At 47.4% G+C, this 14,803-nt stretch carries 10 protein-coding genes; 1 reads left to right on the forward strand and 9 read right to left on the reverse strand.

What is annotated here, in order from left to right; genetic code table 11:
* Positions 1 to 157: 157 nt before the first annotated feature.
* The 9 genes from AC0IYG_RS14905 to AC0IYG_RS14945 form a co-directional block, all read right to left on the reverse strand.
* The gene (locus AC0IYG_RS14905; protein WP_471711856.1) at positions 158 to 2,584 is read right to left on the reverse strand and encodes an ABC transporter permease; all 2,427 of its coding nucleotides are present in this window, start codon (positions 2,582 to 2,584) and stop codon (positions 158 to 160) included.
* Positions 2,585 to 2,765: 181 nt separating this feature from the next.
* The gene (locus AC0IYG_RS14910; protein WP_471711857.1) at positions 2,766 to 3,422 is read right to left on the reverse strand and encodes a hypothetical protein; all 657 of its coding nucleotides are present in this window, start codon (positions 3,420 to 3,422) and stop codon (positions 2,766 to 2,768) included.
* Between the two features lie 137 nt (positions 3,423 to 3,559).
* Positions 3,560 to 4,408 carry a hypothetical protein gene (locus tag AC0IYG_RS14915; protein ID WP_471711858.1) on the reverse strand — a complete coding sequence of 283 codons (849 nt, stop codon included), beginning with the start codon at positions 4,406 to 4,408 and terminating at the stop codon, positions 3,560 to 3,562.
* Positions 4,383 to 5,777 (reverse strand): c-type cytochrome, encoded by a 1,395-nt coding sequence (locus AC0IYG_RS14920; protein WP_471711859.1) that lies wholly within the window; start codon positions 5,775 to 5,777, stop codon positions 4,383 to 4,385. Before AC0IYG_RS14920 ends, AC0IYG_RS14915 begins: the two co-directional genes overlap by 26 nt.
* A gap of 11 nt (positions 5,778 to 5,788) precedes the next feature.
* Positions 5,789 to 7,516, reverse strand: coding sequence for a RagB/SusD family nutrient uptake outer membrane protein (locus AC0IYG_RS14925; protein ID WP_471711860.1), 1,728 nt, complete (start codon positions 7,514 to 7,516; stop codon positions 5,789 to 5,791).
* A gap of 13 nt (positions 7,517 to 7,529) precedes the next feature.
* Positions 7,530 to 7,883: a hypothetical protein gene (locus AC0IYG_RS14930; protein WP_471711861.1), complete on the reverse strand. Its 354-nt coding sequence runs from the start codon at positions 7,881 to 7,883 to the stop codon at positions 7,530 to 7,532.
* Entirely contained in the window at positions 7,864 to 9,546 is a 1,683-nt protein-coding gene (locus AC0IYG_RS14935) for a TonB-dependent receptor domain-containing protein (RefSeq protein WP_471711862.1), read from the reverse strand. Before AC0IYG_RS14935 ends, AC0IYG_RS14930 begins: the two co-directional genes overlap by 20 nt.
* On the reverse strand, positions 9,506 to 10,075 hold the full coding sequence (locus AC0IYG_RS14940) for a TonB-dependent receptor plug domain-containing protein (RefSeq protein ID WP_471711863.1): 570 nt from the start codon (positions 10,073 to 10,075) through the stop codon (positions 9,506 to 9,508). Before AC0IYG_RS14940 ends, AC0IYG_RS14935 begins: the two co-directional genes overlap by 41 nt.
* Positions 10,075 to 10,554, reverse strand: a complete 480-nt coding sequence (locus AC0IYG_RS14945; RefSeq protein ID WP_471711864.1) for a carboxypeptidase-like regulatory domain-containing protein — start codon at positions 10,552 to 10,554, stop codon at positions 10,075 to 10,077. Before AC0IYG_RS14945 ends, AC0IYG_RS14940 begins: the two co-directional genes overlap by 1 nt.
* A 249-nt stretch (positions 10,555 to 10,803) precedes the next feature.
* Between AC0IYG_RS14945 and AC0IYG_RS14950 the strand changes: the two genes are divergently transcribed.
* Positions 10,804 to 14,775 carry a hybrid sensor histidine kinase/response regulator transcription factor gene (locus tag AC0IYG_RS14950; RefSeq protein WP_471711865.1) on the forward strand — a complete coding sequence of 1,324 codons (3,972 nt, stop codon included), beginning with the start codon at positions 10,804 to 10,806 and terminating at the stop codon, positions 14,773 to 14,775.
* Positions 14,776 to 14,803 lie beyond the last annotated feature (28 nt).

The following is a 14,803-nucleotide window of genomic DNA, read 5'->3' on the forward strand; positions in this document are numbered from 1 at the left end:
ATTTAGTTTGATGAATGTTACCCACATTCGAATGACCAAAACTAAATCACGACCCTGCGCCAAGCCGGAAATAATCGGTGAACGGACGGTTAAAATCGCTGAACGTAAGGGGAAGGTTGGGAATGACTGCGATTAGCAGACGACCAGAATGCGGCACTCATTCGCTGCGCAATGATTTGACCGGGTTCATGAGTGCGGTTGCGACGGTTTTGGTGCTGATGGAGATTAATACCAAAATAAAAACAAGCAGGGCAGGAGCGGCGAACAGCCACCAGCTCAGTTCAATGCGGACGGCGTAATGTGCTAACCAGTTTTTTACCAAGAAATAAGTAATGGGCAAGCCGATCAATATCGCCACGAGGACTGTTTTGATAAAATCCTTTGATAATAACAGCATGAGATTCGTCGTACTTGCGCCAATGACCTTGCGAATGCCGATTTCCTTGGTGCGTTTTGAAACTGTGAATGTGGCCAGACCAAAGAGTCCGAGGCACGATATCAGGATGGCAAAGCCCGTTAAGGCGCCGAAAACCTGCTGAAACCGGTCGTCAGATTTGTATTGTTTGTCGTATTCGCTGTCGAGGAAAAAATAGCTGAAAGGCGCGTAAGGGAAGTTGGCTTCGTACACTTTCTTTAAAGATGCAAGCTGTTCTTCGGCATTCCCCTCGCCAAATTTCAGGCTTGCAAATGACCGAAAGCTGGGCGAATATAAATGTATGATGGGAATGTGCGGGGCTTTGGGCGATTCGTAATGGTAATTTTTGACAACGCCCCGGATCGTCGCTTTGCGGTTCCAAAGATCTACGCGCTTGCCGATGGCTTCTTCCGCCTTCGGGATGCCCCAAAGCCGGATCGTTTCTTCATTAACAATGAGCTGCCGGTCCGTCGTGTCTGCGAATCCCGGAGGCGTTGAGACGTCGAAGTTCTGACCTGCCAGCAGCTTAATGCCCATCACATTGAAAAACGACGTGTCGATTTCAGTTAAATAATAGTTGTAATAGGTTTTTGTGGCCGCCTCGGCCAGGTTAACGCCGGTTGTTGTGCCCATTTGGGTTGATCCTAAGCCAGGCACTGTTCCTGAAAATGAGACTGATTTTACCTTCGCCTGGTCAAGCAGCATTTGCCGAAAGGCGCCCTGATCCTGTCGCGCATTGCTGGCAACGGGTGCTTCTACAACAATGGTGTGATCAATGTCTAAACCGAGATTCTGCTGGCGTAAAAACTTAACCTGCCGATAAACCGCAAAAGTCTGCACGAGCAGGATTATCGTAACTGTGAATTGAAAAACAACCAGCGATTTCCGGAGTAATATGCCTTTGGCAGAGCGTGAAAAATTACCTTTTAATACGGCAACGGGGTCAAAGGATGATAAAATAAATGCAGGATAAAATCCGGAAACGCAAATGCTCAGGAGCAGAAAAGCTGCGACACTTTCCCAAAAGAATGCGTCTCTAAACAGTGTAAAACCCTCAGGCAAGCCCGCCATTTCTACAAAGACCGGCTTAATGACAGCGACCAATGTAAGGGCAAAAATCCCTGCGAGCACATTGATCAGAACTGTTTCGATTAAAATCTGAGTGCGGATCTGACTGCGGGTGGAACCGACTACTTTGCGCATGCCAATTTCGCGCGCACGGTCAAGGGCTTTCGAAGTGGTTAAATTAATGTAGTTGACAAAAGCAGTTAAAAGTACCAGAAAGGCGACACCAAGCAAAAAATAGACAGACTGCGCATCACCATTTGGCTCCGTCTCATAAGTTTTGTGGGAATACAGGTGAATGTCACTGATTTTCTCACCTGCAATGCGCTCATTGACAATCCTTTTTTCACTGACCAGCTTGTTGCTAAAAGCAGCCAGTGACTTTGTAAATGCCTCGAAAGTTGTGTTCTCATCAAGTTGAAGATATGCGTAGGTGTTGTTGTTATTCCAATTGTCTTCCGATTCGCCGAAATCTGATTGCATGGTCGGGTAGGATACGACCATGTCAAATTTCAGGTGGGAATTTGCCGGGCTGTCTGGCACGACACCGACAGTTTCCAGCAAAATGCCGCCTTTTGGCTTTGGGATAGTTAATGTTTTGCCCAGCACATCCAGCGTTTTAAAATAGGTTAATGCCAGGGATTCGGTCAGGATAACTTGCCGCGGCTTGGTGAAAAGTTCTGTTCTGCTGCCTCTCAGCAACGGATAGCCAAACATGGTAAAGAAGGATGAATCGACCGCGAAAACATTGTTGACCAGATAATATTTATCATTGAGCTGAACCGTGACATTCGGTTTGCGCAGCGGATAGGCACGTGTGTAATTGACGATCCCACCCATTTCCCGCATGGCTCTCGGCGCAACCGGCGGATACATTTCTGCATCCTGCGCGTCCAGGGCACCGTTATTCAAATAGTCCATGGAAATGCGGACAATGCGGTCGGACAGTGGATTTGAGTTTTCGTAACTTAATTCAAACCGCACATATTGAATGATCAGTAATGCGACTGCCAAGCCTGTGGCCAGGCCAGCAACATTGATGAGCGTGAAAATATTGTCCTTCCTGACAATGCGCAGGGCGATTTTGAGATAGTTCGTAAACATAAAAGCTGGTATAAATGCAGATCCATTTATACCAGCTTAATTATCATACCGAATTTAAAATCGGCTTTTATGCTTCTGAAATGCCGTTACGTCTATACGTAAATGTACGTATTCGGACAGTCAGGAATTAAATTGTTCGCTTGATTCTGCGACAGTAACTGCACTTAATAAAGGAGCAAGGTTATGGCAGCTCGTTCATATTATACCAGGCCTCCGTGCTCCAAAGCGTGTTTCCGGCTTTGCTAACAATGGTTTTACGGTTCAAATGAATGTAGACCATATGCTTGCTTTTCATGCCGGCCAGCTGCAATGTTACTTTCTTGCGGTCAGAAGAAACTTTAACTGATTTCACAGCCAGATTTTCCTCGTCCATTTTCGGGCCGCCGTAATCGCCGGTCGGCTTAAACCACCATTGACGGATCTCGTAATCAGCGGCTGTTTCAGCGACGCCTTCTTTCAAAGGTTCGGTAAATTCAATTTCCACACCGTCAGATTTGGCGCGTACAGCAAGCATTTCAAAAGCGACCTTATCATTGAAAGTCATTTTTTGAAGTCCGTAACCCAGCCTGCCGGCGTGTCCCCAGTTCCCCGTAGAGCCCACGCCGCCAATGTAAAGTGAGCCATCCGGGCTCCACACGAGGCGGTTAACACCTGCTTCCAATCCTTGCGTAAACCGGAAAACGGCTCCCTGGTAAACGCCATTCACTTTTTCTACAAAAAGGCGTTTAATCCCGCCATGTGTCACATCGCCGTGGATCATTTGATTTTGATAAGGACCTACATTCAATTTGGCAGGCTGGCTTGGCGAGTTGCCGATCTCATCCTGGGTTAGCCACATAACGGGAGGTGTTTCTTTGCGATTCGCCGTGCCTTCAAAAATCTACAGAACGCGAGCCATACCAGGCGCCTTCCTGCAAATGAATGATCTTGTTGGCTGGCAGCCAGTCGCCCTGGTTATCGGCGATGAATATTTCATTATCCACACCCAAACCGATGCCATTTGGCGTCTCTTAATCCCGATGCTACGAATGTGAATGAGCCGTCCTTTTTAGAGATTTTAACCACTTTTCCACGGTCCGGGATCTGTGGTTTGGTGCTTGCTCCGCCGGGGTTAATGGCCGTTGCTAGTGTTCCGTAGAAATAGCCGTCTTTGTACACCAGCCCGAATGCGAATTCGTGGAAGTTGGCAGAAACTTTCCAGCCGTTGCAAATGGTCTGATATTCGTCGATGAGCTCATCTTTGTTCAGGTCGATCAGCTTGGTCAGTTCCTGTTTTTGCATGATGTAAATTTCATCATCCACGACTTTCAAGCCTAGCGGCTCGGCCAGGCCATAGGCAATGCGTTTTACCTTAATGTCATTTGGCGTTGCTGCTTTGCGGCCGTCTACAATGTAAACCGAGCCCAGCGAATCCCAGGTGCTTACGACCATTCTGCCATCCGCAAGGAAATCCATTCCGCCTACTCTTGGCTGGAAATTATCCGGCCTTGCCTGCGCCAATGTAAAGCTTGGGTGAACGGCAACGAGTGGCGACTTATCTCCCGGAACGTCTTCTTTTTTAACGTCAACAGGCGTTTCGCCGGTCTTTTTAATATCGGCACCTTTGTAAGTGAAAACACTTGGCGGAACAACAACGAATTCTTTGCTGCCATATGGCCGCCATTGCAACGAAAGTCCTTTGCCAAATGCGCCCTGATAATATTCAACGCGGAAAGGGTGCTTGCCTGGTTTCAAAATGATCTCACCGTCCGTCGGTTGCAATCCGTGGTTTACGCCATTATCGATCACCATTTGGTTATCAATAAAAAAGCTTTCCGCCATCATCGCATACGAGTCTGAAAACAATGTTGGTCGTTTTTTTAATGTTGATAAAACCGCTTGCGTAAATGGCGAAGTTGTCTTTCAGATCACCAAAATCTTTGTCATCCAAATGCAACGCATTGATCGTGCCGGATTTAACGGGCAACATTTCATCATTAACTTCCGGAACGCTTCCGATGCCGCTGGCAAATTGATAAATGTTCACCGCGATGCCCGGTCGGGCCGCGTTTGGCTTCTCGGTTGCGGAAGCGACTTTTGCCGGAGCGATGGATTTAAGAACAATAGGATAAGCGGGCTTGGGCATTAATTTGTTTGCTGCCTGTGCTCTTTCCTTGTCTGCATCCAGTTCCAGAATGTAGGAAACCATTGTTTCTGCATCCTCTTTTTTCAAATCTGGGTGCGGCGACATGGCGATTTGTCCCCAGTTGCCTGCGCCGCCTTTGATTACTTTGGTAACGAGCGCATTCTTGTTTTTATCATTGTTTTCATAACGCTCAGCAATGGCTTTGTAGGCTGGTCCAACGGTTTTTACTTCCTGATTATGGCACGTGTTACAGTCGCTTTTTGCAAAACGTCCTGCCACCATATCCGCCTTACTTTCTTGCTGAGCGGATTGCGGTTGCGCAGGTTTTTCGGTCAGGTTTACTGACAATGTTGTTTTGCCATTGTTGTTCAAAACCAGTTTTCCATCAACGGCTTTGAAGCTCTTGTTTCCAGCAGTTTCGTCACGCTCATTGGTCACTGAAAACTTGCCGTCTGTTTTGTAATCCGTTGCAGCAGTCAGCGAATTCAAGTGCACATTCAATGTTAACTGAGCGCCCGCAGGAGCATTAGCAACGGTGAATACACGTTCAAAGCCCGCTTTTCCATTTCCGGCATCAAAAAACTCAGGTCTTTCTTCAACTGAAATCTTTTTGCCCTGATAATCCAGGTCGTATTTCAATGTTACCTGATTGTCCAGCACGGTGTGGCCTTTGTAGCTGATCTCCGGCGTGATTTCTTTGCCATCCGCGGTGATGCGCCACGGATTTTCGTCCGGTTCCTCCATGTAAGTGGTTCCGATCGAAACGGGCTGCGGGCCGTGCGAAGAGGTGTAAACAGGTCCGCTGAAATCGATTTTTCCTGTCCAGGCTTTGTATAAAGCAGCGGTTTTGGTGTTGTAGGCGAGCCAGAGATTATCGTGCAATGCAATGCTGAGAATCCGTGGTCTGGAATCGAGCACCGAGCGCAGCACCCATGCTTCGCGCGGGCGTTTTACATCTGAAAAGCCAGCATGGGTTGCTGGCTTTATGTTGAAAGTGCTGGCCGAGCCGAGCACTGCAACCAAAATTGCAGTACTCAGCACAGCCAAACTTGGCTTTTTAAATTTCATTTAAATATATGTTAGTAACCAGGGTTTTGCTTCAATTGTGGTGAAGAGTTCAGCACATTTTGTCCGATCGGGAAAATCTCTGTGTGATTGTCCGCGTCCGGTTTTTTGTCCCACCATGTGCCGGTTGTAAACACGCCCCAGCGGATCAGATCCGTTCTTCTGCGGCCTTCTGCAAGGAATTCACGCATCCATTCGTCGAGCATTTCCTGGTCGGTCAGCTCAGCGCCGTTGGCTTTATAAAGGCTTGGCGAGCCGGCTGGATAGTTGCGTTTGCGGACGGTGTTCAGCAATGTTGCCGCCGCCGCTTTGTTGCCTGCGCGATATTTACATTCAGCCAGAGAATAATAGATCTCTGCAAAACGGATTTCTGCATAAGCCGATGAAATCTTGTTCGGATCATCACTTGGATAGTAAGGATATTTCACGGGATAAAGGCCTGAATTGTTGTCGGCATTGTTCATATTCGAAACCTTGTCGGCAATCTTGGTTCCTGGTTTCGCATCCAAAAATTTACCCACCTGATCGCGCAAAAACAGGGGATAAGGGCCTTTGAAACCTCTTACTGTGTCCTGCTTGCCCGCTGCATTGGTGTAAGGCAAATATCCGTAAAGGAACATTCCTTCACGCTTGCTGCCACCCAGGTTTTTGTATTTTTTCAAACGCAGATCATCCTTATACTTTTGGAATTTGATAAACGGTTTCCCCAAAGTAAAGCTGTATTCCACGCTGTCCACGTCGCGGCCCGGCTGCATCGCATATTTCGGGTTGGCATTGCCAAAATCGGTGAATCCGAAATAGCTTGGCGCCAGGTTAGGCAGCATCCAGAAATACATGCCACCATCATACTGCCAGTGCGTTTGCGCAAAGCTGCCCGGGAATCCGAACATTGTTTCTTTCGAAGTCGGGTTGGTGTAATCAAAAGGAGCGTCCCAACGTGTCTCCAATGCATAAGCGCCATATTTGCCGTCGATAATCTCCTGCGCAAGCGTTTCACAATCTTTGAAACGGTCGGTTCCGGTGTAGACTTTTGCATTCAGATAAAGTCTTACCAGCAATGCGGCTGCGCCGCCTTTTGTCCAGCGTCCCGATACATTGTTGCCCAATGTCGTGTTGGTCGAAAGCTTTGGAAGCGCATCTTTCAATTCCTGCTCAATGAAGGCAAATGCTTCTTGCGGAGAAACTTGCTGACCGCCTTCGGTCTGGCCTTTTACTTTGGTAACAATGACAATGTTTCTGTAAAAATCCAGCAAACGAATGTTCAGCCACGCGCGGAGCACTTTCAGTTCAGCGATCATGCCGTCCAGCTCTTCACGCGTCATTTCGAATTTGGACGGATCGGTGATGCCTTCCAAATCTTCCAGCGAGTTGGTCGCCAGCGTTACGCCTCCGTAAAGTGCGTTCCAGGCATCGGTTGTATAGTTGTCCTGCGGAGTCCAGGTGTGATAATGCACGCGCTGAAACTGCCCGCCGTCAAACCAGTCACCCTGGCGGTTTGGCGTCATCATTTCATCGGAACTGTTCTCTTGCAGCATGAATGTGCTGCCACCCTGAATGGTCCAGTAACTGTGTTCGAATGCCCTCAAAAAGTCCCGCGTCACGTCATCGCGCGTTTGCAGGAAGTTTTCCGAGGTGATCCGGTCGTATAATTCTTCGTCCAGGTTGGTGCAGCCCGCCGTTACAGACAGCAGCGCACAGGCAGCAAACCGGAGCATATATTTTGAAATTTGAGTCCTTTTCATTTTTCGAATTAGGTCAGCTTATTAGAATGTAAGTTGTAAGCCCAGCAGCAACTGAGTCGTCGAAGGGTGAGTAATCCAGCGTGCCGTTGTTGTCGCCATTAGTGCGAACGCCCGGGTAAAGTCCGTTCACCTGGATCAGGTCGGGATCGCCGCCCGTGAACTTGGTGAATGTTGCCAGGTTTCTGGTCGTCGCGTAAATGCGCGCCGACTGCATAAACTTGGTTTTCAACGGCTGCGTGTAGCTGAGCGTAATGTTGTCGATTTTCAAAAATCCGCCCGGTTCCAGGAAGTAATCTGAAAGCGACGAATAAGTTGACGTGCTGCTCAGCTTGGAATATTTGCTGCCATCATACGCCGAAGTAAGCACATTGGCATTTTCCTGAGCAGCCGGAGTTCCCAGATAGAAGGCATACGTGTTGAAAAGCTTGTAGCCGAATGTGCCACGCAGGAACACGCTTAAAATGCCAGTTTTTGTATTTGAATGAGTTGGTAATCCCCGTTGTGAACTTAGGAAGACCGTTTCCTACAAACTGCTTGTCATCATTATTGGCTTCATTAGCAGGCACAATGTCCCCGTTTCTGTTGTAAACCAGCAATGCGCCATCATCATTTACGCCCGCAGATTTAAGTGCATAAAAACTGCCGATCCGCTGATCTTCCTGCAAACGCTGCAATGTTCCAGGGCTTCCCGGTGCAGGCATGCCTACAACGTCAACAAACTTTTGTCCTTTATACAGATCATTGGAGAACGAAACAAATTTGTTGTCATTCCAAGCGCCTGTGATGCCCAGGTTATAGCTGAAATCGCCTTTGTTTACAACTGCTGCATTCAATTGCAACTCAACCCCCGTGTTACGCATTGTTCCTACGTTGGCAAATGTCTGACCCTGAATGTTTGGCGGGTTAGGCACATTGTAGTTACCCAACAGATCCTTGTTGGTGCGCACGTAATAATTCAAACTACCATTGATCTTGCTGCTGAAAAGCTCAAAATCCACACCCGCATTGAAGTTGATCGCTTTTTCCCAGCGCAGGTTGTAGTTGGTGTTTTGGTTAGGACCCCAAACCTGGTAAGGACTGCCATTGTAAGGATAGTAACCATAGCCGCCGTATGTATCAAGCGATTTGTAACTGTCAAAATCCTGGTTTCCAGTTTCACCATAATCGGCGCGCACTTTCAATTCGTTCAGCCAGGGAATGTCTTTCAAGAAGCTTTCCTGCGTCACGCGCCATGCAAGCGATGCAGCCGGGAAATATCCCCATTTGTTGTCATAGCCGAATTTGGAAGAACCCTCGCGGCGAAGACTGGCAGACACGTAATATTTTTGGTCAAAATCGTAGTTAACACGTCCGAAGAATGCAATCAGCTTCGCAGTGTTTTTGTATGAAGCAACGCCATTAACGCCTTCTTCCAGGTTCCATAATCCCGTTCCGAGGCCATTATAGGAAAGCACATCGGATGGGAATTTTTCGTTAGCTGCATCAAAACCGGAGTTGGTAAAATATTGATAAGAGTAACCCGCAAGCAATTTGATCGAATGTTTGTCCAGATCCAGGAAGTAATTTCCCAACCATTCCAAACTCTTCTGATCATTGTCGTCCAGATACTGCCTCGCCGAATTGCGCTTGTTTCCGTTGACAACTGTTGTGTTGGTGGAAGGCGTAAACCAATATCTGCGAGTCGATTTGCTCACTTCTCCAAATGTCAAAGTCGTGTTCAGATTTTGCAGAATGTTCCATTTCGCAGAACCGTTCAAGTCCAGATATTTAATTTCCGAATCGCGGATCACGGTTTTAGCATTCTCAACCGGGTTATTAGCGAAAAATCCGGAGTTAATGTAGTTGTAACGACCCGCAGAATCGCGAACTGAAACCGTCGGGTTCAATGTCAATGCATAATTGAATCCGCTGTAATCCGCGTCGCTTGTTTTAGCATAACGCGGTGCCACACTAAATGTCAATGCAAACATGTCATTGGCAGTGGTATGGTTAATGTTCACGCGGCCACCATATTCTCTTTTTTCCGGCACGAAGGTCAATGCCTTGCGCATCCCGGAAATCGACCGAGCTGAAATAGTTCGTCTTGCCATTTCCACCCGAAAACTGCAATGTATGCTTGTGTGAAAACGATGGCTGACGGCTTACTTCCTTCATCCAGTCCGTATTTCCGCCGAAATCAACCCCGCGTTTGTTGGCCAAAAACTGGTCTTTGGAAAGCACTTCAAGCTGGTTGGTCAGATAATCGAAAGTCGTGTAACCGTCATAAAATAAGCGCGATTCGGCCGAGCCTTTTTTGGTTGTGATCACGATCACCCCGTTGCTTCCGCGCGTTCCGTAGATCGCCGAAGCCGCACCGCCTTTCAGGACGTCGATGGATTCGATCTCATTCTGGTTAATGTTGTCAATGTTACCGCCCGGAATTCCGTTGATGACATACAATGGCCCCAGACCCGCGCTGCGTGAGGAAGCACCGCGCAACTGAATGTTAGGCGAGGAGTTAGGATCCGCGCTGGACGTGTTCGTTACCGAAAGTCCGGCCACTTTTCCCTGGATCGCCATCAGCGGGTTATTGCTTCCACACGAAGCAGGTCCGAAGAAGAAAGGTGCGTGATCGCGCTCGAAACTTCTCTTTTGTTCAAAGATCCGTATCCGATCACGACCACTTCATTAAGGGTTTTTTGATCTTCTGCCAATGTGATTTCCACATTTGACTTGTTTGTTACGTCCACATCCTGAGCCACATAGCCAACGCTGGAAACGGTGATGGCCGTTGCGCCTGCTGAGAGCTGCAATGTGAATTTTCCTTCGACATCGGTAGTAGTTCCGTTTGTTGTGCCTTTTTCCACAACCGAAACACCCGGCAAAGCGCCTTGCTCATCAGAAACTTTACCAGAAACTGGGGTGCCCGTTTGGGCTTGTGCTACCCCGGAAATGGTCACAAGTACGCCCAAAAGCATCGCGATTGCTGTTCCGGCAGACCAGCTCATCCGCATCCGCTTTTTAGCAGCTTGCGCCATTTTGTACAAATTATTTTTCATTAAATTGTTGGTTAAATTGGAATTTGAAACTCCCGACTTGTTACTATCCAACTAAAATATTGGACTTATTTACAGTGGTGCGAATTTCCTGCTTTGCTGATTAATGGAATGATCTGTGAGTCTCAATTTTAGATCAATTCGTCTCAACATTAAGTTTTATTAATTACCGATGATTTTACAGGGATATATTTATAAAAATGTTCAACAAGAAAGGGTCGGTTTAAAAGCTGACTTTGTTCGGATGCCTAAGTGAAAAAGCTGCTTTCTACGTTCTGCTTCGTGTTTTTATATCTGGCCTGTGTGGGTCAGGAAGTGCCGTATTATTTCAAAAATTATAAAGTTTCGGATGGCCTTTCGGGCAATGCTACGGGTGACATTATCCAGGACAAAAAAGGATTTATCTGGATCGCCAGCCGCAACGGGCTCAACCGTTTTGACGGCAATTCTTTCAAGATTTTCAGGAGCAAAGAAGGCGATTCTACCAGTCTGGGAAGCAACTCCGTTTTCTCAATTTCCGAGGATGGCGACGAGAAACTCTGGATCGGCACGCATAAAGGAGTTTATATCTATAATCCTGTTTCAGATCAATTTTCTGTCTTCAAATTAATTCCGACGGGCGAGGTGCGAATGATCCGCGGCGATCAGGACGGCGGCGTGTGGATTATTTCGGATAATCAACTTTACAGGTTTGATTACAAAACAGGAAAAGTTACAGCGCTTCCTGATGCGGCGAACACGGTGGCTATACACGTTTCCACCAGCGGGAAGGTCTGGGCGACATTCAGCAATGGCGTCATCCGGCGTTATCATCCCGAATTGGGCACGGTGGCTAAATTTGACCTTTCGGGCCGTGTTAATGAGATTTTTTCCAACATGCGCCTGCACGCCGTTTCTGATTCTACGCTGCTGATTGGGAATATGAAAACGTTGTTGCTTTTCAATCACCAAACGGGCAACATTACCGACATTTCACAGCAAACTGCACAGAATCAGGACATTTACATTCATACATTCTTCCAGAACGGCAAAGACGAATATTGGCTGGGCTCAGAATCCGGGCTTTTTATTTTGGATTTGAAAAAGAGGAAAATGAAGCAGATCGTGAAGGAGAAATACAATCCTTACTCGATCACGGACAACATTATTAATTCCATTTTCAAAGATCGCGAGGGCGGCATCTGGATCAGCACACAGTTTGGCGGCGTCAATTATTACTCGTCTGAATTCAACCGTTTTCAGAAATATTTCCCGCAGCCCGGCAACAGCATTAGCGGGAATCTGATCCACGAAATGGTGAAGGACAAATATGGAAAGCTCTGGATCGGAACAGAGGACGCGGGCCTCAACCAGCTGGATTTGCAAACGGGAACATTCAAATCATTTCTGCCTGACGGGAAAAAAGGAAGCATTGCATACCGGAACCTCCACGGTTTGGTCGCAGATGGCGACGAGCTTTGGATTGGAACTTACGAGCATGGACTGGATGTGATGGATCTGAAAACCAATAAAGTGATCCGCCATTACAGCACGAGCATGCCCAACACTTTCGGGAGCAACTTCGTAGTGACGCTTTATAAAACCAAAGCGAATGAAATCCTGGTGGGAACGTGGTCAGGGCTGTTTAAATACAACCGTAGCAGGAACGATTTTACACCAATGACATTTGTGAACACGCAGGTGCAGAGCATTCACGAGGACAAGGAAGGCACATTGTGGGTGGCGAGTTATGGCGGCGGGATATTTTATTTTAATCCAAAAACAGGAAAAAAAGGCAGGATTCAGTATGATGCCAGCAAAAAAGGCGGGCTGCTGGATAACTACATTAACAGCCTTTACCAAAGCAAAAACGGCGATTTCTGGTTCTGCACCGAGCACGGACTTTCACGCTATAATGCGGTTTCGCAGCAGTTTAAAAATTATCGGATTGAAGACGGCCTGCCCGATAATCAGGTTTTCCGGGTTTTGGAAGATGACATGGGCAATTTCTGGATTTCGACTTCTCGCGGCTTGTCTATGCTCAATTCAAAAACGGGGAAATTTACCAATTACAATGAGGCCAACGGGCTGCTTAGTGAACAGTTTAACTACAATTCTTCCTTCAAAAATGATGACGGAACGCTGTTTTTTGGCACAGTAGCAGGTCTGATCAGCTTTAAACCGGCTTCATTTAAAAAGAATACTTACGTTCCTCCGGTATACGTGACCAGCATTCAGGCCAATAACCAGGAGCTGCGCATTGGCGGCAAAGATTCGCCGCTGACTGAATCGCCGATTTATACGGGACGGATCAAGCTGCCGTATGACCGATCCAGTCTGAGTTTTGATGTAGCGGCGCTCAGTTACGTGACGCCGGAAATGAATAGTTATAAATACATGATGGAGGGGCTTGAACCGCAGTGGGTTACATTGAGCAGCAGCAAAAAAATCTCTTTTTCAAAACTCCCGCCGGGTCATTATGTGTTAAGGATTAAGGGGTCGAACAACGATCAGGTGTGGAACGACCGGGAAACTAGGCTGAACATTGACATTCTGCCGCCGTGGTGGGCTACCGGCTGGGCTTATATGCTTTACAGCACAATTGTGGCCGCCATCGGGATCACGGTTTTCCGCTATTATCACCTGGCGATGGGCGAGAAGAACAAGCGCGAAATTGACGCCATCGAAATTGGCAAGGAGCGCGAGATCTACAATGCCAAGATCGACTTTTTTACCAACGTTGCCCACGAAATCAGAACGCCGCTGACGCTCATCAAAATGCCGCTCGACAAGCTGCTGGCTGACGAAAAGGCCGATGCGGAAACATTTGAGAACCTGACTATGATTAATAAAAATGCCAACCGCCTCATTGACCTGACCAATCAGCTGCTCGATTTCAGGAAAGCGGAGGCGAATAATTTCAGTTTGAATTTTACCAAAACAGACATTAATGAGCTGCTAGGCGAGGTCTTTTCGATATTCAGACCAGCCGCTGAGCAAAAGAACCTCAACTACAAAATCGAGCTGCCCAGGATCACATTGCACGCTTATGTGGACATTGAAGCCTGCAAAAAGATCATTAGTAACCTCATTAACAATGCCATTAAATACGCCGACAATGCAGTTAAGGTGAAACTTTTGCCTTTCAGCAGCGACGATCTGCTTTTTTATATTGAATTTACGAATGACGGACTGGTCATTGGCGATGAGGAAAAAGACAAGATTTTCGAGCCGTTTTACCGGGTTGCCGCCAGCCAGAAACAGGAGGGAACCGGCATCGGTCTTCCGCTTGCACGGTCGCTTGCCGAGCTGCACAAAGGCAGTTTGGAACTGAAACACCGGGATGAACAAACAAACACATTCCTGCTTTCGCTGCCCATTCACCAGGATTATGAAATGGACCTGAAAGGGGACACCGGCGAAGTTTCACCCGAATTTCTGATCACTGACGAACAAAGTCAGACGCCCGATCCGGCCAAGCCTGTGATCCTGATCGTGGAGGATAATGTTGAAATCCTGACTTACCTGAGCCGGGAATTGAGCGCCACTTATAATGTAATGCGTGCTTTGGACGGCCAGCAGGCGGTTGAAATATTGCAGCACGAAAATGTGCACTTGGTGATCAGCGACATTATGATGCCGGTGATGGACGGGATCCAGCTTTGCAGAAAAATGAAGAACGACGTGCAGTTCAGCCACATTCCGATCATTCTATTAACGGCTAAAAACTCGATCAACTCCAAAATTGAAGGGCTGGAGGTAGGAGCGGACGCCTACATTGAAAAGCCGTTTTCACTGGATCATCTGGCCGCGCAGATCACCAATCTGATCAACAACCGCAACATTATCAAGGAATATTTTGCGCGCTCACCGCTGACGCACATCCGCGGCATTGCATTCACGACGGCCGACAAGCAGTTTTTAGAGCAGCTTAACGCCATCATTTCCAAACGCATTGCCGACAGTAACCTGGACGTGGATTTGCTTTCTTCCTTAATGAACATGAGCCGGCCTACATTGTATCGCAAGATCAAAGGCATTTCGGATATGACGCCGAACGAGCTCATTAACCTTTCGCGACTGAAAAGAGCTGCGGAGCTTTTGGCAGAGAATAAATACAAGATCAACGAAGTCGCTGATATGGTCGGTTACAGCATTCCTACCAACTTTTCCAGAGATTTTCAGAAGCAGTTCGGCATCAGTCCTTCCAGTTATGTGAGCAAACTGCAAAGCAACACATTTTAAACGCGACGCCAAACCGGCGTCGCGTGTG

Source organism: Dyadobacter sp. AC419 (assembly GCF_979253085.1).